Raw genomic sequence first — 19,098 nt, forward strand, 5'->3', positions numbered from 1 at the left:
GGGCAGAGCGCCCGGCGTCGACTGACGCGGCGGCGCCGGCTCAGATCGCGGGTCGCCGCGGCCGCGCGTACTCGTCGAGCATGTTCGCCACCAGCTCGGCGAGCAGGCTGTCCGCCACGCGAAGGCGGCGCGACATCTCGCGCGCGATGTTCAGCACCAGCAGCGTGTACGACTTGAGATCGCGCCGGTAGAGGGCGTCGAGATCGTGCGCGGTGACGCGCAGCAAGCGCGACGGGGCGATCGCCCGGACGGTCGCCGAGCGAGGCATCACGTCGAGGATCGACATCTCGCCGAACCAGTCGTTCGGCCCGAGGACCGCGACCCGCGCCTCGACGTCGCGCTTCGACCGCTTGAGCACTTCCATCTCCCCGGAGAGCAGCACGAACATCTCGCGGCCGTTGTCGCCCTCGCGAAAGGCGACGGCGCCCGGCTCCAGATCGAGCAGCTCCAGCGTGTCGGCGAGGCCCTGGAGGACGTGATCGCCCAGGCCTCCGAACAGCCCGATCTCGCGCAGCTGCGTGATCGGCGAAGGGTTATGGCTCACCTGGATGCACCGAGGGCGCCCGCGGCGACCGTCCTGCCGGCTGACCCGACAACGCCTACCACCACGTCGCGAACATGCCCGCCTTCTCGCATCGCTTCACCTCGCGGTCCCGAGCAGATGTACCCCGTCGAGAGCGTACGCCGCAACACGCGCGTGCTCCGCGCGATCCGCACCTAGAGGTCCTTGGTGAACACGATCCGCGGACGCCCAGGCCCGGCGTAGTCCTCGATCTCGGCGGCCGACCAGCCGACCGCGGCGTGGAAGCGCACCGAGCCCTCGTTGCCCAGCGTCGTGATCGCCTTGAGCTGCCGGCAGCCCTCGCGGCGGCAGTCCTCCTCGAACGCCGCATAGAGCATCCTGCCGACGCCGCGGCGGCGATAGTCCGGGTGAATGCCGACGAGGTGCACGTACCCGATCGCCGCGTCCGGGCACCTGAACCCGAGCAGGAAGCCGACGAGCAGCCCGCGATCCTCGACGACGCGCGCGAGCCTGCCGAGCTCGTAGAAGAAGATCGGGTGCGCGAGCGCGCTGGTTGGGCCCGCCCACCACCGATCGATCTCGCCCACGATCCGGTCGTAGTCGGGCTTCGTCAGCGGCCGTGTCTCCATGCATCACCTCACTCGAACGGTTCGGATCCCCAGCCTTCGATCTGCAGCGTCCGCACGCACGACACGAACGCTTCGAAGACCTGCGCAGCCTAGCAGCCGCGCCGGCCTCCCCGTAAGCGCGCTCGTGGATGCTCGGCTAGCCGCCGCGCGTCACGCCTGCTAGCGCTACCCTGTGCGTCACGAGAAAATCATCGTCGCTCCGTCGATCCTGTCGGCTGACTTCGGTCGTCTCGCGGAGGAAGTGCGGGCCGCTGAGGCCGCTGGCGCCGACTGGATCCACGTCGACGTGATGGATGGCCGGTTTGTGCCAAACATCACGATCGGGCCGCTCGTCGTCCGCGCGGTTCGCGCCGCGACGCGTCTTCCCCTCGATGTCCACCTGATGATCGTCGAGCCCGAGCGCTACGTCGCCGAGTTCGCGGCCGCCGGCGCCGATCGCATCTCGGTCCACGTCGAGGCGTCGCCTCACCTGCACCGGACGCTCCAGCAGATCAGAGACGCAGGCGCGAGCCCTGGCGTCGTGCTGAACCCCCACACGCCGGAGGAGTCGATCCGGCACGTGATGGCGGACATCAATCTGGTGCTTGTGATGAGCGTCAACCCCGGGTTCGGCGGCCAGCAGTTCATCCCGGGGGCGCTCACCAAGCTGCAGAGCCTGCGCCGAACGATCGACCAGGCAGGCCTGGACATCGCGCTCGAGGTCGACGGCGGCGTCGCCCCGTCGACCGCCGGGCAGGTCATCGCTGCCGGGGCGCGGGCGCTCGTCGCGGGCTCGGCGGTGTTCGGCGCGGTGGCGCGGGGCGAGGATCTGCCGTTCGATGCGCGCGTCGCGCGGTATGCCGAGGCGATCCGCGCGCTCCGCGCGCCCGGCGGGGAGCAGGCGTGACCCGGCGCGTCGAGGACGCTGCTGCGGTGGGTCGGGCGTGCTGCGCGATCGGGTTGGTCGGGGCGGTTGTGCTCGCCGGGTGCGCGCCGACGGCCGCGCCTGCGGCGCCGCCGCGAGCGCAGGCCTCCGCTGTGGCGCTCCCTGCGGCGTCGGTTGCGGCTGGACCGGCTGGGGGCGCAAGCCCGGTGGATGCGGGCGAGCTCGACGAGGACGCGGCTCGCCTGACCGACGGCGAGATCGCGCGCGTGCTCGCGCGCGTGGCGAAGGCGCGGGGCCTGCCGGTCCACCGCGAGGTGCGGAGCCGCGTGCTCGCCCGCGGGCAGATCCTGGAGCGGGTCCGCGCGCACGTGGAGCGAGAGATCCCCGAGGGCGTGCTCGATCACCAGCGCGAGGTGCTCGCGGCGCTCGAGCTCATCCCGGCCGACTACGACTTCACCGCCGGGATGTACCGCCTGCTCGAGGGCCGCATCGCGGGCTTCTACGAGCCGGAGGACGCGACGATGTACCTCGTCGATGACCTCAGCGAGGCCGAGGCCGAGGAGACGCTGGCGCACGAGCTCGTCCACGCGCTCCAGGACCAGAGCTTCTCGCTGGGGAGGCTGCTCGACTTCAAGCTCGGCGACAGCGATCGCCTGGCGGCCACACACGCGCTCGTCGAGGGCGAGGCGATGAGCGCGATGTTCGACGTGCTGGTCGGCTCGGCGTTCCAGGTCGACGAGGCGATGCTCCGCAGGCTCGTGGCGATGTCGACGGCGCTGTCGTCCGTGGGCGACACGCCGCTCGTACTGCAGGAGTCGCTGGGCGCCCCGTACACCGATGGCTTCGCGTTCGTGCAGGCGCTGCGCCGGGACGGCGGGTGGGCTTCGGTGGATGCGGTCTGGCGCGCGCTGCCGGAGACCACCGAGCAGCTGCTCCATCCGGAGAAGCTCGCGGCGCGGGAGCCCGCCGTCGCGGTGGCGGTTCCGACGGCCGCGGCGCTCGGCCCGGGGTTCCGTGTCGTCTTCGATGACGTGATGGGTGAGCAGGCGCTGCGCATCGCGTTCGCGGCGTATGCCCACCGCGACGCGGCGATTGGCGCGGCGGCAGGGTGGGGCGGGGATCGGTTCGCGGTGGTGCGGCGGGACGACCCGGAAGACCCGTCGCGGAAAGAGTTCGCGCTCGCGTGGCGGCTGCGGTTCGACAGCGCGGGCGACGCGGCAGAGGCGGGGAAGCTGATCGAGCGGCGCTTCGGGAAGGTGTGCCGGCGGCGGCCGACGCTCGGGCCGATCGCGTGGACGGCGCGAGGGAGCGACGTGGCGATCGTGGCAGGGCCGTACGCGAGGCGCGGGGGAGGCGGGGGAGGGGAGGTCAGCGCGGCGGGGACGTGCGCGGGGGCGGGGAAGTGGCTGGCGGAAGTGATGAAGGGCGGGGCGGGGGGGCAGGGCGCCGGGGCGGTGGCGGGGGCGGCGGTGGGGAGGGAGAAGTAAGGGCAGGGGGCGAAGGGCGGTGGGGGCGGAAGCGGCGGGGCCGGGGATGGAGGGCGCAGGCGCTGCCCTGACCAGGGCAGGGGGCGGGTCTCAGGGCGGCGTTGACAGGGCGCGGTAGAAGAGGCAGAAAAGCGAGTCGTTCTGGATGTTTGGAGGAGTGGCCGAGCGGTCGAAGGCAGCGGTTTTGAAAACCGCCGTTGGGGCAACTCAACCAGGGGTTCGAATCCCTTCTCCTCCGCTGAATTCATTGAAGATTTCGTTGGGTAGCGTAGGCGCTCCCTGAAGGGTTTCCCGGGCCCATTCACACGGCGACGCCGAGGCTACGCCGACCGCCGCGTGAAGACCTGCACTGCGTCCTTCTTCAGGTTGTCGTGGGTGTGTGCGTAGCGCTGGGTGACCGAGAGGTGCAGGTGACCGGCGAGCTGCGCACCGTCAGAGCCGAGGCGCCGCACTTGAAGCACTCGGTGATGAAGAAGTGCCGCAGGCCGCGCAGCCGGGTGCGGTGGGTTTCAAGATGATTGTCTGGAGATTCGGTCACGTACTCATGAGTGCTTTGGACTCATGGGTGTGGGGGTTGAGGGTCACGGGGCCGGCCGGCGTCCAGTTGCGAGTCTGGACGATGCAGCGCAGGGGTGTCCTGCGGCGGGCCCGCTGGTAGAGGGCATGGCGGGGAGCGAGGAGCGCACCGTCGCGACCGCGTGGCGGTCGTCGGGCGTGACGAAGCGGATGCTGCGGTGCTGGTGCTCGCCGTTGTACCAGGCGACGAAGCGCTCGACCCAGTGGCGCGCATGATCACCGTAGATGATCGCGGCAACCCGCGGGGATTCGGTGAGTTCGCCGGTGAAAACCGCGTCCGATGCCGATGAAACCCGCATCTGATGCCGGTGAAGTTCACCGGCTAAGCGGCGGCTCAGTGCGTCTTGATACGGCGCTGCTTGATGCGGGTGGCGTTGAGCTCTTGGGCTTCCTTGAGCCGGTCGCTCTCGGCCTCGATCTCGATCACCTCGGCGCGATGCACGAGCCGGTCGACGAACGTGACGACGCACGCGGCGTGCGAGAAGACCTGGCCCCAGTCAGCGAATGCCTTGCTCGTGCTGAGCAAGAGCGGTTTCTGCGCGTCATAGCGACAGGTGGCGACCTCGAAGCGCAGGTCGGCGTAGCGGCCACCGTAGGAGAGGTCGCCAACTCGATGGATGCAGCGAAGCGCAGGGACAGTGTAGCGGCGGAGCCGGCGCCCGAGCGCCACCGAGGACTCCTGCGCAGCGAGGTCGGCAAGCATGTCGCTCGCGGTCGAGAAGCGGACTGTGTGAGCGCGGACGACGGCCTAGTGGGCGACGTTCTTGAGGATCATGGTCTTGCCGACGGCGTTGGTGCCGACGAGCATGACGTTGTGGACGGTGGCGAGGAACGGGGGGTGTGGATGCGTGGCGCCGGGCTCTGTCGTGCGGCGAGCATGAAGATCGGCTGGGTCCGGTCGACGATCACGACGCCGGTGAACGCCGCGCCATCGGGACTGAAGAACTCGACGCCTTGGGGCGGCGTTGCCGCGCCCGGAGCCAGTCGCCTATGCCCGCAGCCGCTGGCACGCGCCGGGGCAGACCGTGCCGGAGCGGCTCCAGCAGGGCCTCGCCGATCAGCTCGCTCACCACGAGGGCCAGCTCGCCTCCGACACGGCCGCGACCAGGAGACCGGCGACCGCGGCGGCGGCGCCCTTCTTCACGGACTTGTTCGTGAACACGTGGAGGACGTAGGAGGAGACGGCGGACGTGGCCTTCTCTTTGGCCTGGGACTTGGGGGGATCTCTCCCGGGCGCCGCTGGCGCCGCTGAAAGCGCGCTTCGATGTGGACGGGGATCGATACATGTGATTCGAACGAAGAATCGTGGTGGACGGGAACCCTCTGGACGACCAGCCCACGCAGGCAACGACGAACTGAGCGATCATCGTGAAACTGGCCGCGATGACGCGCAGCAGCTTGATGAGAAGCCAATGAATTAAATTTGTCAGCGTCGAACATGTCGACGATCGTCCCCAGGTTCTTATGACACCTAGAGCCACGATGTTGACGTTTTAAGCGCTCACTTGAGCCGAAGCCTTGATGTTTGGCTCCGTCCCGTTCTGCGAAGACATGGTGGTCAGCTACTTGTCGTCTTAAGAAACGACAGAGCGGTTCTCACAATCCGGATCTGCGTAAATCGAACTTACCGGAGGGTTGCCATTGAATCGAACAGCCCAAGCTGGATTGGGAGCGATTCTCCTGGACCGTCTCTCGACACCAGTAGATCGAGACGACGCGAGCAGGCTAGGCGTTCGACGATGTCGACGCTCTCCAGCCTGCTCGCAAGCCACCGCGTTCGCCAAAAATCGGCGATGCGTTCGTCTGCCTCGTCCGTCGATCCTAGATCATCATCGCCCGGAAGCGGCTCTACACCGAGGAGTGCGCGGCGGATCATAGAGCCAAGCGCCGCCAGGTAGACGATACGAGGAGAGGCGTGGCGTATCAGATCTGCGGCGTTCAAGCCGAGCGCCGCGAGCCCCTCACGCAGTTGACGCATCTTCGGGCTCTGCCCCTCACCAAAGACGAAGTTGACGTTTACGAACTCCTTACGCTCTCGGGCAAGGATGGCCAAATACTGCTCAGTCTCGATGCTTAGGTTGGACGAGCCATGGCCACGGGTCCGACCGACCTCAATCAGGCGCACCTCCTTACGGTTGCCAGCTACCCCGGACGGTAAACGCAGGCGGTTGTACTGCGAAGAACGCTCAGGGTAGAGGCTAGTCGTCCCGATCAGCGTCAGACGCGCCTCCTTGGTGACCCGACGCCCAGCCATCTGGCTCGCGATGAGGCTCGGCTCGCCCTCGTAGCGCGCGCGGTAGGCATTGCGTATCGAAGGGCTCAGCATCAGCAGAAGCGCCAGCTTGCCACCCAGGAGGTGCCCATAAGGCGGAACAGCTCCGCATGTCGAAAGCTCCATGATCGCTCCAGCCGAGAAGCGCTGCTTGATTTGCCGCAGCGCAACATCGACGGCGCGTCCAACTTCTGGCGACTCGACCGCCTTCGCCAAGGGAGAGCGTGCTTGATCGAGCAAGTCCCGGATTTGCAGCAGCGCAAGCGCTGTCGCCGCGCGCTTCGCGCGAAAGAGGGGCGACAGCGTCACGTCCAGTAGCGCCTCGTCCTCGAAATCCGTCGACCTCGAAGAACTCTCCTTGCCGTTCCGAAGCTGGGATGCACGATCCGCCAGTGCCTCCCGATGGACCGCCATAAGCTTCTGGCTGAGTTCGTGCGTGAGCGCCGGGGGACATGCACCATCGAATCCGAGATCATCGGTGTAGAGCGCCGCAAGATCCGCCGCGACACGTGCACGTAACGCCGTGAGCGCCTCCTCATCTCGGAGCTCGCCTTGATCGATGAGCCGGAGAAGCCCATCTCTTGTCCATCCGAGCCAATCGTCTCGTGGGGTAAGCTGAAGCACCGCGTTGCTCAGCGCTGTCAGACCCATGATAGGGTGATTAGGCTGAGCGGCATCTCGTATCAGGTAGAGCATCTGGCGCCCAGGCGGACGACGGTAACGGCTCGACCAAGTGTAACGAAAGTAGCGCCAGACGTCGGTGAGTAGCAGGCCCGTCGCGGCATCTCGAAGGCCCGGCTCAACGAACTGAAGATACGGTCTGCACGCACCGCGTAGCGCTTCAGGCCGCTCGCCACGTGGCATAGCAGCGATAGGACGGAGGCGCTCCGCGAGCGCTCGACCGTCTGCGATCAGCCCTGCGATCGAGCTGTACGACGCACCTTGTGGCGGGGACTCGACATCATTGATGAAGCGTTGAACGCCTGGATCACGGAGCTGATCCTCGCGACCGTACCGGAGCTGGCGCTGGACGACCTCTTTGGCCGCCCCCTCGGCGGCCTCATAGGGCTCGACGAAAATTTCGCTGTTCTTCGCCTCGACCTTCCAGCCAAGGTGGAGCAAGTCCCGTAGGATCATCGCGGCAGCGGCGAACTTGAGGGGGACGGGCTCCTGCGCCTTCGCCCACGCAACTTCGTCCTCGATGGTCGCCAACTGCTCCTCCTCGCTGCGCGCGAGCGCGGCGGCGAGCCGCTCCAAGGGCGGGCTGCCGTCGTCGAGTTGCGGCCGAAAGGGCCGTCGGTGAGGCCTCAAGCTACCCGCGTCTGACACGCTCCGTAGATGGGAAGCGCGCGTCATGGCGTACCCATGGCCCCGCGGAGCCGCCGCTGCAAGCGCTTTGCACTCGCGCTCGGGCCGATTCGCAGTGGATCGGACGGCGCGACGGGCGTGCTGGCTGCATCGTCGGCAGGCGGCTGCGGAGCGGTCCCGACGAGCGGGAGTCGTCGTCGTAGCGGCGCACCGCGTACAGGGCACAAGGCCACGACATCCTTGGGGCATTGGGCGCATGAAGCTGGGCGCAGGTGCATGCAGTCATGAGGCAGCGCACGGCGATTGGCCGCGCTCATGAAGAGGAACATCGCTTGCTGAACGAGGCGAGGGTTGTCACGGCGCAAGCGCCGGTTCATAGTCTGCAGATTGATCTGCGCTGATAGCGCCTGGATGAAGGCGCGCCGTGCTGCGTACGTTTTCGTACCATGGTAGCCGATCGCTGCGAGGAAAAGATCGACATTGCTATCCACGACTACGTAGTAACGCCAATCGACATCTTCCCAACCTGAGATGCCCGGCGTCAGGTCAGGGTTTGAAATAAGCGAGAGGAACATCGCGGCGATTTTATCGCTCACGCGCCAACTCCGGCAAAGCGCGGCCTCCGCCGCTTTAGCTCGCGCGAGGCGCCCGCGCGCGGAGGCGCGCGCTTGGCGGAACAAGTCCGCGAGGTCGCGCGCAGCTGCCTCATACACGACGAGGGCCGCGGAGGTGGGTACCTTACCAAAATGCCCGTAGCGTTTCATCCAGACCGTATGCCGCTTGAGGTGGCACGCTAGGTCCGGGCGGGAAGCACACGTTCCCTGCTTCGTATCTGGATTCTTCGTTAGATCGCATGAATATATGAGAGACTCGACGGACTTGATCTTATCGCAGGGGCTGGCGTCGACCAGCGCGAGTAACCTGCGGTGGTCGGTTAACTCTGCAGCCTGGTCAGGGCCTAATGAGCGCAGTATGGCTGCAATCTGAACGTCCTGCCGCCGTTGGAACATCGCGATCGCGATAAGCAACTGAAAGAGGGCGGCGCCATCACCAGCGAGCAGCGCTTCACGCTGCACGGCGAAAGTCCCGAGGTGCGATGGATCGCAAAACATCGCGGCAGTACCTGGATCGCCAGGTCGGCCGTAGTGGGTATTGATGTACCAGTCGACGACTGCCCGCGTACGTGCCACCTGACGCTTCGTCGGAGCCAGAGCCGCCTTGGCTCGGCCCTGCGCCTTCCCGCGGTCAGCCTCCCGGCTCACGGAGCTCCTTGAAGGGCAGATCACGCACCTCGACTGGCTGCCCTGCCGATAGCAGGCGCCCTGCATCGCTCGAGAGCCCAACGCACAGTGACGTATGCTTCGGGAGCGACGACAACCGGCTGACGAGCTGGTCCGCGTCGGCTTTCGAAGGGAGGCCGAATAGCGTCCTAACATCGGATGCGTTCAGATCAGACATCTGGTGCAAGACCCAAGTCCCAACCAGGGGACGGAGCGGCTCTTCTCCCTTATTGAAATGGTGAAGGAACTGGGTGGAAAGCACGACCCCGCAGCCGAACGAGCGACCCTGCTGCATCACGTTCTTCAAGCTCTGGAGACCGAGCGATATGAAGTCGTCCGCCTCGTCGACAAAGACGAGCCGGTTCAAGGCGCGGAGGTGATGGGCGCCGCCTTCTGGGACGATAAGCGCCGCCTCGCCGCTTCGGAGCATGTGTCCGTAAAATGCGTTCATGAAGAAGCACAGAACGGCCCGGATGACGGTAGGCATAGAGCCGAGCGGCTTCAAATTAACGACGTAAACACCTTCGAAAAATTCGTCGGAATCGCCTGTCGAGTCTTCCTCTGCGAAGATGCCCAGATCGACAAGATCCATGAGTACAGACTGGGGTGTTCCCTGTGCAAGACCTCGCGACTCAAGGTGAATCTTGAGGTCTCTCAGAGTCGGAAATGCCCGCGTCCATGAAGATGGATTTGAGGCAAAGATCCCGGCTGCCTCGAAGCACTCCATGACCGCCGTCACGAGCTCGTTGCGCTGCACCGCACCAATTCGAGGTTGGATGGCGAGCATCGTGTCAGCGAAGACGCGCGCTAGTGACACGAACTCCTGCCTGGACGTCGGGCGAATGGGCCGTAGCGGGTTGAGCGGCAGCGCCTCCGGCTGAAGGACAGCGGCCCCCACCTTCGACGCGAACAGCTCAACGTTCGAGTCTTGGTAGTCGCCTTTGTAGTCGAAGACGAGGATACTCGGAGCTCTGCCGCCCGGATTGTTTGAACCCTGCCAAATGAGCTGCGCGAGCAAGGATTTCGTCAATTGTGTCTTGCCGGTACCCATAGTGCCGGTTATGCCCACGTTGAAGTGATTTACCAGATCGATCCTGTTGGGCATCCATACAGCGGAAGCGCCGTTCTTCAGTGATCCGAGCATGAGACGCATCCCGTCTACGACGGCAGAGGCGGACGCAGGCAGGAAACCTGGCACGGACGCTGTCCCCTGCTCGGACTTCGAGGTCGACGTAGCATCCAACCCCCTGATGGACAACGTTGACTCGACCGACGAGAGGCTTTCGATATCCGCTATGTCCCCGAGGGAGCGCGTAGGCTTAGGCTGCTTGGTCGAAAGTTCAGCGGCGTCCACGGGCGTGATAAAGGCCGGGGTGGGCGAGCGAGCAGGCGTATCTCTCGGACGAGCGGGCCGCGTGGCGTCTTTGGGGCGCTTCACGTCGGGTGGCGCCGGCGAAGGCTCTGCACTCTCGGAGAGCGGGGCGAGCACGCGGTAACGCACAACGACATGCTCGCCGGTTGCTGAGGGCAGACCGGTCTCATCTAGCGCGGCGCACTCCACCTCCGTGTCGGGCGTGCCGCTCCAGGGTTTATCTAAGATAATCCAGCACTCGACGTCGAAGTCAGGTGGCCGCCGCTGTGAAATACGTTCCTCTAGCGCTCGAAGGGCACCTTGCCAAGCGCCCGCGAGGTGCTGCCGCCCTGCTTCCATCCAAGCGAGCCGCTGCAATGCAGATGCTGGCGCTAAATCCGCGTTGAAGCACAGCCGTATGGAGGCCAGGGTCTGGAGGGCCTGTGCTGCCAGCCCTTCCCAGCTGCCGTCAGTTGGCGCAGAGCTACGGGCCTTCAACTCCACGATTCGAATCTTCACGATGTCATCGAATCCAATCGTGCTCGCCTCACTCGCAGCTCGAGCTTCCAGCAGCAGGAGGTCCGCCCGACGCTTCGAAACACCTGGCGGCGAGACTGTAGCGATCCAAGCCCGCCCTTCAGGGCTGTCGAGGCTCAAGGGAAGCGAGCGCGCCTTTGTGCCCTCCACCGTCGTGGTAAACGCTCGTAGCAAGCCAAGCTGCCCGAGCAGGTGCCCGTCGTCGTAATCGGAGTCGAGTAGATGCTGCAAGAATCCGCGGCAGCTGAAGAGCCCTAACGAGGCGCTTCGCAGCGCGGCTAAGTCTGGCTGGACGCCAGGCGCAATGGCTTGAAGCCTGCGCGCCAGCATCGGGTCAACGACGTCTGTGTCTGCGAGGACAGCTACGATGTGCCCCCGGGGCTCGAGGTAGCTCAGCAAGTTCTGACAGCGGTGTGGTTCGATCGGCCACCCTGCGAGGGCCACACGCGCCTCAATGAGTGAACATGGTGCGCCGCCGGCTGGGTACGATGGATTCGGGCCGCGGCGCTTCGGGTTTACGCCGAGCGCCTCGAGAAGACGATCGTAGCCGCGTAGGGGTGGACTGCTGGCGACCTCGATATATGCGACGTTGCCGCTCGATCCGGGCTGGTACCGCATCGGTAGTCCAATCGGACTCGACGGAGCTGCGGGCACGAGCTCGTACGGCGTCTCCACAGCTCGTATGACAAGGTGGCACTCCGGCATCGACTCTGCTTGAACCGTCGACCAATTCAATTTCAGGCTGACACCCTCACCGCGCGGCAGCGCCTCACTCTCGGCGGCCGCTGGGCCGAGAGGCGCGCGTGGTGCGTCGTCGTGCGTCGTATGGTCGCGCAGCCGCTCCGAGGCCGCTCTCCATACTTCGAGGTGAACGCCGTCTCGGATCGAAGAATCCTCCTCAAAGAGCTCTTGGGCTTGCTCACAGAGATCTTCCAGAGCCGCAATGAGTGACTGGCTGTCGACGTCTACGAAGGCGACCCGTAGAGCTGTTACGACCCCGGTGGGACGAACAACGTGCCAAGCCGCGGCAAGCCCTTCCCTGGTCGCCGCAGAAATCCCAAGAGAGTTTGGAGATTGGCTGCCGACAAACGCATACACGTGCGGTATTCCAGTAGGCTCGAGCCAATCCTGCCTTACAAAGTTGACGCCGAGCCGCGCCGGGAAGGGAGGCGGCTGGCCGACGCACTCCAGGGCGCAAAGCGCGTAGGCGATTCGGAGCGGGTGTAGAGGCAGTAACCGGGCGGCGTGTACGCGGCCAGCGGCGGTGACAAAGGCAACGTCGAGGTTGGTGAGCCACTTTGTTAATGAGCTCTCGGGTGGTGTATCAGCTCCGACGTCATTTCCGCTTGGAAAGGCCGCGTCGAGCAGCTCAACATACGCATCCACGTAAGCTTGGCACTCTGGGCCGAGCCGCCGTGCGGCTATAAGCGTCTGGTCATCCAGCAAGAAGAGCAACAGCCGCAGGTCCGGCGCCGAATCTTCGTCCGCAGCAACCTCGGCAGACTCTTCGCTCGCGCCCGCCTGGAGAACCCTCAAGGCGGCCTCGCAGAGTTCCCGCCTGCGCTGACGAAATTGACGCACAGCGGCCTGGCGCTCTGGGGTAAGCAGGTTGATGTCATTCGACTCGAGGAGATCCCGCCACTCGATCCTCGTGTCCGTCAGCGTCCGTGACGCGAAGACCTGCTTTGCATCTTCAGCCCTGCTATGGACAAGCGCGCCACACCCGTTCTCGACATAAGCTTGAAGCTTGTCCGTGCCGAGTAGAGATATCAAAATTCCTGAAGGCGACTCGCTTCGGAGCGGCAGCGTGCCGCCCGCCGGTACGTCAAGAGAAAACGCGGGAGGGGTATCTGTCTGCCCATCAGAAACCTCTTCAACGACGATGTCTCCGTCGAGCCCTGCGGCCCCGGACTCCTCGAGCAGATCCCAAGCTGATGTAGCCTCTCCGGCAGGTGGGGGGATCGTCCCTGTTCCACCACTTGGGATCACCTCAGGCCCGAGCAGGCTGTTCACTCCGTCCTTGCCCCGCCGCAGCAGTCGCGCCAACTCAACGCTAAGCCCACAAAGCCTCTCGCTCGGGCGGTCCCTACCGGCCGCCAGCTTGTGAGCTTCATCACAGAGGCGCGCGCCTACGCCGGCTGGGTCGTTATCCTGTTCGAGAAGGTACGGGCGGAGCTTTTGCCCGAACTGCTCTCGCTCATCTGGAGTGAGCTCTTTGATCCGGTCAAGGGCTTCCTTAAGTTTGTTCTCCGGCCGCGCGCCCTGTAGCTTATTGAACTCGTCGGCGGCGAGGCCGCCGGGCGGGATCTTTCTTGTCTTCGCGAGCGGCAAGAGCCCCAACAACGGCAACGCAAACGCCTCGGAGCCGTACTTCTTGGAGGCAGCTTGGTACCGGTCGAGCAGCTCGACGCTGGCATCTTCGAGCCGCGCAATGACGCGACGAGAGCCGCTCTCGGCGATCTGCTTTAGTAGCGGTAGGTCTGCTTCCGCCGCGAATCCCCGCGCGAGGTCAGACGCGGATATCTCTACGAGCACGTCAAGGCCAGACTCTCCTGGCGTAGATCGGACGTTAAGATAGACAAGCGGTGCGCGTCGCCCGTCTGTGCGCACTTCGTTCCGTGCGGCCGTGGCGGCCGCCGACGCGGCGTCGGGATCAAAGACGTGCACGCCCGCGGCCGAGACGTTGGCACGACGAGGAGCACCGATGAATACCTCGCCTCCGGCCAAATCTCCGCCCTCGATTAGACGGCCGCACGCGCGGATGCAGCTGTCAAGATGCGCCTCGATGGGCAGGGCGTGCGTACGCAGACCGAACGCTTGCGGCGGTAGGCCGCGAGCGGCACCTCGCACGGCGAGGAAGATTACCTCTTCGATTTGGCTCACCTTGCGCCTCCGTCGACGATCACTAAGTTGTCGGACTCTCTCCGGGCGAGGCCGAGCGAGATGAGCCGCTGCTGGTTTACCGTCGTCGCCTCGCGGAGCGTCGCGGCCACGCCGCCCATGAGCAGCCGTAACTCAGTCCGCGAATCGTCGGCGCCGCCGAGCGCGACGCCAAGCGCTCCCTCTGATTTGTCTGCGAACTTTGGCCAGGCGAGCTCCTCACCTGGAGGTACAAGCGCATGGACGAGCGTAACTAGCTGGCGAGGGCCCGGGCATAAATATCGAGGTGCTCCGCCGCGCGCATCCAGCGGAAAGAGCCAGCCTCCCGCGGAAGCGAGGTTAATCGCGTGGTCACTTGGGAAGTACTTTTTCCCTTGCTCGAGTTCGCCGCTGCCGCTGCGTTTTTTGCGCTTCTGCGACCTTATCAGGCTCACTGCCGGATTTTCGTCGTGCGCCTCGTTGTCTAGTGCCGCGGCTGCAAGGCGGAGGGACTCTTGCGCGCGGGCGACTGCCTGCTGCAGAGCCGTCGTGCGCCGAGGGGAGCACACCGCGAGCAAATGACGACGAGAACTCTCATCTCGCTCCCACCGCAGCATCCGAGTCGAGAGGATGAGGAGTCCAAGATCGACAAGCGACATCAGCGTTTCCGCCTTGGTGGCGCCGCGCTCCTGCCGTTGGGTGATATTCAGCGCCATGCTGCCTGTCGCACGTGCCAAATCAGCCCAACTTTCGCGTTGTGGCACAGGGAAGACCTCCTCGAACGCGCTCGGATCAAGCATCGACCAGTTACGATCCATGCTCGGATCGTTCCGGTCTTTCATGGTCAAACCGAGCAGCGCGGCGAGGTTCGCGTGGGGATCTTGCGTGCTCTGAGCAGCCCGATAGAAGTGAGATAGCGCCTGCCGACCGTCCTGCGTTGCGCAGAGTAGCCCGAGGAGCGTGGCAGCGTGCATACCGTTCAGCGTATGTGTATCGGTAAAACCAGCGAACATGACGCCAGGCGTCGTCGGATCATTGCCGCCTTCCACCATGACCTTGCCGTCGGCGTTGAGGACATCAGCAAGCGCACGGCGCGACGGCTCGCTGAGCCGGCCGACCTCACTGGCAGAGTCGAGGAGCGACGCGAGGTGTGCGCGGCCGGCTTCGATCATGTCCTTAGATGGCTTTGTAGCGTCAGCCGGCGGCGGAAGGGCGAGGCGCAATGGGCCGGCCTTGCTTTTGTAGACGCATAGCGCCTTCGCAGCGGCGCTGAGTCCAGGCCTCAATCCGTCGTTCTTCCTGAGTTCCTTCTTGAGTTCGGCGATGTACCCGCGCGGTCTCCCGCTGACGATGGCGTCCCAGGACGGGCGCGTTGGCACGAGCCGCAGCAGTTGCATTATTCCGTTCGCCACATGGACGGCGCGTACGTTCGATGTCTGAACGATCACTCCCCATGCCTCGTACTGACGACGATCCAGGTCCTCCGGCCCGGTCTCGATCTTCGTAGCCTCTGGGTCTCGATGAGCCGAAACCATTTCAGGCCTCCTCGATCCGGATGCGCCCGGAGATCTCATCCTTAGTTACACTCAAAGGGCGAGCGCTCTCGCCATCTGTCGCCCGGCGAGCGATGCGCACGCGATTGGGATCCGGCGGCGCCGGCAGCCGCGCGAGCCACCGTGCGAGCAACAACCCGTCAGAGGGGTCCAGGGCGGAGGGCTCCTCGAGGTACAGCGAGTTCAACAGGCGCGGCGTTAGCCGGAGTCGAACCTCTTCACGTCCGCCTACGCTCATCCAGACGTACGGAGGTCTCCAGGAGCCGCCGAGCGCCTGCTCGCAGCGCGGCGGTGGCCGTGGCAGCGCGAGTACTAGATTATCTGGGGCGATTTCGCCGTTCGCGACTGCAGGCGTCTGCTCGTATCTCGCCGAGTCGTAGCAGAGGACCTGCCATGCCGGGAAAGCAGGGTCCGCGCACCACAGCCCGAGCGCCCTGTATATTCCTTTGAGGAGCCGCCGCGTAGGGCCGGACATCCGCTGCCATCCGGACGCCCCTGAAAGCCTTTTTGCGAGCGCCGTAAACGTGTCGGTCTGCTCTTGCTTGGGAGCCCGCACCGGGTGGTGCACGACCGCGGCTCGCACCGCGGCGACGCCGTCTCGGCACTGATCCGCCTCCATCGCCAGGCGGCCCACTCCGGACAGAACGCCAAGGTACGCCGGAGCAGCGCCGCTTAACAGCATGCGCGTAATGCCGGGCTCTGGCAGCCTCGCTGGATCGACCTGCGGCAGGGCGTTCTCGAGCGGGGTCCGCCGCGCGTTGTAAGCGAAGAGCCTCGCGCCGACAGTGTCGGACAACCCGAGCGGCTTCGACGCGTCGTCCGCCCGGAGGCCCCCGGTGACGAGAAAGGCGGTGAAAGACCACAGTTGGCGCATCGTCATGTGGCGCCCCTCGCTGCGGACAGATTGCATTACCCGGCGCACCCAGCCGCGGACGTGGGGTGCGGAGAGCGCCTTCCGTGCCTCCTCCGCTGCCGCCCGAGCCGATCCGGTTACGCCGCTGAGGTCGACGGTGGCAGCCTTCTCGAGCATCGCCTCGATGACCTCGTCTGCGGTCCAGTCGCAGAGGCCGAGGTCGATTACACCGACCTCGTCGGAGGCAGGTTCCTGGCTCCACGATTCGCGTAGCGTACTTTGTCTACGGATTTCAGCCACGAGGCGCCCGAGCGTCGTGTCTTGACCGCTGACGGCCTCGGCGAGGCGCTCAAGTTGCCCGCGGTTGATCGCGATCAGCAGGCGGCTCCCGGCGTCGAGCGACTCGGTGAGGGTCTTCGCGAGCCCCTTGATCGGCGCGCCGCCGGAAGGATCGGCGGAGGCGTCCCGGATGAGCGACATGCCCGCGGTCTGCGACGTAAGCGCCGCGAACGTCTTGCCGTCCCCTGCGTTCCCGGTGAGGACGATGTGGCGGGGCGAGCCATCACGCGCCGCTTGCCCGATGAACCGCGCGAGCGGAGTGTCGAGGCGCAGCGCCGCGCGATCCGCGTCGTTCATCTGCTCGACGACAGCCGAGCGACCTCGGTACAGATCTAGGAGGAGTTGGTAGGACAGTGACATGTCGCACTCGTCGAGCGGCTTCGGGGGGCTTCACAGCCCGGGCGCGACGAGCTACCATGCGCCCCGCCGCCGTGGATACCCTACTCGACGAAGCCACCCTCCTCGATGCGCCCCCGCCGTCGTCCCCTGTGCTGACGGGGCGCTCGATACACTTCCCTGTGCGCATCCGGAGCCCTCGGTACGCCGCCGTCGTCCGTCGGATCGCGCAGGCGCTCTCCGAGGGCCGGCGGGCGGACGCTGAGAGGTTGCTGTCGGAGCTTCGGAAAGCCCCTTGCTTTTCAGAGGTCGGCGGCGACGGCCCCTGCGTCTCGCCGACCCTGCGCGCTCAGGCGCTCGCAGGCGCGCTCTTTGACCTTGCCACGAGCGGGTGGAATGTGAGCGTCGAGGATGGGCAGATCTACCTCGTGGCGCCAGATCCCTCCACGCATAGGTCGCTGTCGACGAGCGCGATCGTCACGGCCAAGGAGCGGGTGCGTCGGCAAATGGCCGCGCGTGTTGCCGAGCAGATCCAGAGGCCCCAGACGCAGCAGTTCATCCTGCGGCTGGAGCGCGCGCGCTTTACGCCGTCCGGTGCCCAGAGTATCCTCTCGCTCATCGCCGACGGCCCGGCGCTCGCCCGCTCCCTTCAGACATCCGGGGCCGAGGCGGTCCGGCCGTACATCCAGAGCGCGCTCGCAGACGACGGGCGCGATCCGACGACAGGACTGGCTCTCTGGGAGATTTTCCGGTACTTCCGGTACTTCTGGTCTTTCCCCGTGAACTCTGCGCCAGGCCGCACCGTCCCATTCCTGATCCGCGACGCAGGCCAGCCTGGCCATCCCGTATGCGGCTTGCTCGCGATCGCTAGCCCCGTGCCGAAGCTAGCGGTCAGGGACGCGGCCCTTGGCTGGACAGCGGCGTGGCTGGAGGCGGTCGTCGCAGGCCTCTGGCTTGACCCTGACGATCCTGGCCCACGCTTGCGGCAGATCGAGCGCGACGCCAGGCGCCTGCAGGACGCGCTGGATTCTGCATCGGTCTTCTCGGCGCTCTCCTCGCTCCTCGGCCTCCAGCCGGCACGCGACGTTGAGGCTGTCATCGCCGGGCTGCGGAGGCTCGACCAGAGAGAGCGGAGGCGCCGCGCGGCAGACGCTCACCGGCGCCTGCTCGCTGATCTGCGCGCGGAGATACGGTCCGGGCTTGGCGACATCTGCTTCGACGGATTCGGCTGCACGTGCGAGGAGGCGCTCGACGCGCCCGCGAAGGCGATCCGCCGCGTCGAGCGCCTCGGCGCGGCGGCGCTGGAGCGGTGGCGAACCTCGCGGGCGATCTCAGTCGACGGGCCGCTCGTCGCAGGCAGGGTTCACGAAGAGGACGCCCCGAGGCGCGCCGCGCGCGAGCCGCTCTTCCGTAAGAAGCGGGCTCACCAGGCAGCGAGGCTCCTACGTGGATGGCAGGACATCGCGCCGGAGCCTAATGAGCACCCCGAGGAGCGGCTGCGAGCGCTCGTGTTCGGCGCTGGCTCCTCGGAACCTCCCGCGTCGCTCACGGGCGGCTCGCGTGTCGCTGGCGCAGTGCGCAAGGCGCTCCTCCAGCGGCAGACGCGGTTTGTGGCGTCGCAGATCGCGGAGGTCGCGGTCTGCGGTGCGCTCCCGCCCTACGGACCGCTGCTCGGGGGGAAACTCGCAGCGCTCCTCTCCTTTTCGCGCGAGGTCGCGACCACATATCATGCGCGCTACTCTCGTCAAGCTTCGGTGATCACGTCGCAGATGGCGGGGCGACCTGTGATCCGCCCGGCGGATCTCCTCGCGCTTACCACGACGAGTTTCTACGCGGTCGGGAGCGCCCAGTACGAACGCGTCAAGCTGCCGGCCGCGCTCGGCGGGATCAGCTGGAGGTACGTCGGGCTGAGCCGAGGGCACGGCTCGCTCCACTTCTCGCGTGAGACGACCGACAGCTTGCAGGCATTGCTCGAGCTCGAGACCGGTAAACGCCTGATCTCCGGGCAGTTTGGCGAGGGGCCGTCCGAGCGGATGCGGAAGCTCCGCGACGGGCTCAAGCACGTCGGCCTCAACGCCGACGAGCTCGTCACGCACGGCATGGGTCGGCGGGTCTACGTCGCGGAGCTTCGGCCCGGCGCGGCGTTGGGCGCTCGATCCGGCGGCGCGGCTTGGCGACGCTGCGCGCCGGAGGCCGAGCAGATCGCAGCCTTCTGGCGCGCGAGGTGGCTTGAGCCGCGGCTCGCGCGATCGCCAGATCTGCTGGCAGACGTCGCGACGTTCAACCGTGAGGCCGCGCTGCTCAGCGTGCGCCAGGCGAGCGCTCGTTGA

General features: G+C 66.0%; 12 protein-coding genes, 1 tRNA gene and 1 pseudogene. 5 read left to right on the plus strand and 9 right to left on the minus strand.

Annotation, left to right across the window (positions count from 1 at the left end; genetic code table 11):
* Positions 1-40: 40 nt before the first annotated feature.
* Positions 41-544 carry a Crp/Fnr family transcriptional regulator gene (locus WME97_RS43980; protein ID WP_437546917.1) on the minus strand — a complete coding sequence of 168 codons (504 nt, stop codon included), beginning with the start codon at positions 542-544 and terminating at the stop codon, positions 41-43.
* Between the two features lie 173 nt (positions 545-717).
* Positions 718-1,152, minus strand: coding sequence for an N-acetyltransferase family protein (locus WME97_RS43985; RefSeq protein ID WP_437546919.1), 435 nt, complete (start codon positions 1,150-1,152; stop codon positions 718-720).
* A gap of 172 nt (positions 1,153-1,324) precedes the next feature.
* Here WME97_RS43985 and rpe point away from each other — a divergent pair, with 172 nt between their 5' ends.
* From rpe to WME97_RS44000, 3 genes are all read left to right on the plus strand, one after another.
* Positions 1,325-2,038, plus strand: a complete 714-nt coding sequence (gene rpe, locus WME97_RS43990) for a ribulose-phosphate 3-epimerase (protein WP_437546921.1) — start codon at positions 1,325-1,327, stop codon at positions 2,036-2,038.
* Positions 2,039-2,223: 185 nt separating this feature from the next.
* Positions 2,224-3,504: a hypothetical protein gene (locus tag WME97_RS43995; RefSeq protein ID WP_437546923.1), complete on the plus strand. Its 1,281-nt coding sequence runs from the start codon at positions 2,224-2,226 to the stop codon at positions 3,502-3,504.
* A 151-nt stretch (positions 3,505-3,655) separates the two neighbouring features.
* Positions 3,656-3,742 (plus strand) — tRNA-Ser (locus tag WME97_RS44000).
* A gap of 82 nt (positions 3,743-3,824) precedes the next feature.
* Here the strand turns inward: WME97_RS44000 and WME97_RS44005 are convergent.
* Entirely contained in the window at positions 3,825-3,965 is a 141-nt protein-coding gene (locus WME97_RS44005) for a hypothetical protein (protein WP_437546925.1), read from the minus strand.
* 449 nt (positions 3,966-4,414) lie between these two features.
* A pseudogene (locus WME97_RS44010) lies at positions 4,415-4,813 on the minus strand (ATP-binding protein); the annotation flags it as partial.
* A gap of 232 nt (positions 4,814-5,045) precedes the next feature.
* Here WME97_RS44010 and WME97_RS44015 point away from each other — a divergent pair.
* The gene (locus WME97_RS44015; RefSeq protein ID WP_437546927.1) at positions 5,046-5,255 is read left to right on the plus strand and encodes a hypothetical protein; all 210 of its coding nucleotides are present in this window, start codon (positions 5,046-5,048) and stop codon (positions 5,253-5,255) included.
* 449 nt (positions 5,256-5,704) lie between these two features.
* Here WME97_RS44015 and WME97_RS44020 read toward each other — a convergent pair whose 3' ends face one another.
* The 5 genes from WME97_RS44020 to WME97_RS44040 all read right to left on the minus strand — a co-directional run bounded on the left by WME97_RS44020 (position 5,705) and on the right by WME97_RS44040 (position 16,792).
* Positions 5,705-7,564, minus strand: a complete 1,860-nt coding sequence (locus tag WME97_RS44020; RefSeq protein ID WP_437546929.1) for a Druantia anti-phage system protein DruA — start codon at positions 7,562-7,564, stop codon at positions 5,705-5,707.
* 140 nt (positions 7,565-7,704) lie between these two features.
* The gene (locus WME97_RS44025) at positions 7,705-8,772 is read right to left on the minus strand and encodes a hypothetical protein (protein WP_437546931.1); all 1,068 of its coding nucleotides are present in this window, start codon (positions 8,770-8,772) and stop codon (positions 7,705-7,707) included.
* Positions 8,773-8,905: 133 nt separating this feature from the next.
* Complete coding sequence (locus tag WME97_RS44030; protein WP_437546932.1) at positions 8,906-13,711, minus strand: helicase HerA domain-containing protein; 4,806 nt, start codon at positions 13,709-13,711, stop codon at positions 8,906-8,908.
* Positions 13,708-15,222 (minus strand): hypothetical protein, encoded by a 1,515-nt coding sequence (locus tag WME97_RS44035; protein ID WP_437546934.1) that lies wholly within the window; start codon positions 15,220-15,222, stop codon positions 13,708-13,710. The genes WME97_RS44030 and WME97_RS44035 overlap by 4 nt, the downstream gene beginning before the upstream one ends.
* Position 15,223: 1 nt before the next feature.
* A complete protein-coding gene (locus WME97_RS44040) occupies positions 15,224-16,792 on the minus strand; it encodes a hypothetical protein (protein ID WP_437546936.1) in 1,569 nt (522 codons plus the stop codon).
* Between the two features lie 374 nt (positions 16,793-17,166).
* Between WME97_RS44040 and WME97_RS44045 the strand changes: the two genes are divergently transcribed.
* Entirely contained in the window at positions 17,167-19,098 is a 1,932-nt protein-coding gene (locus WME97_RS44045; RefSeq protein WP_437546937.1) for a Druantia anti-phage system protein DruA, read from the plus strand.

It is taken from the genome of Sorangium sp. So ce367 (genome assembly GCF_051520455.1).
Lineage (GTDB): Bacteria > Myxococcota_A > Polyangia > Polyangiales > Polyangiaceae > Sorangium > Sorangium cellulosum_B.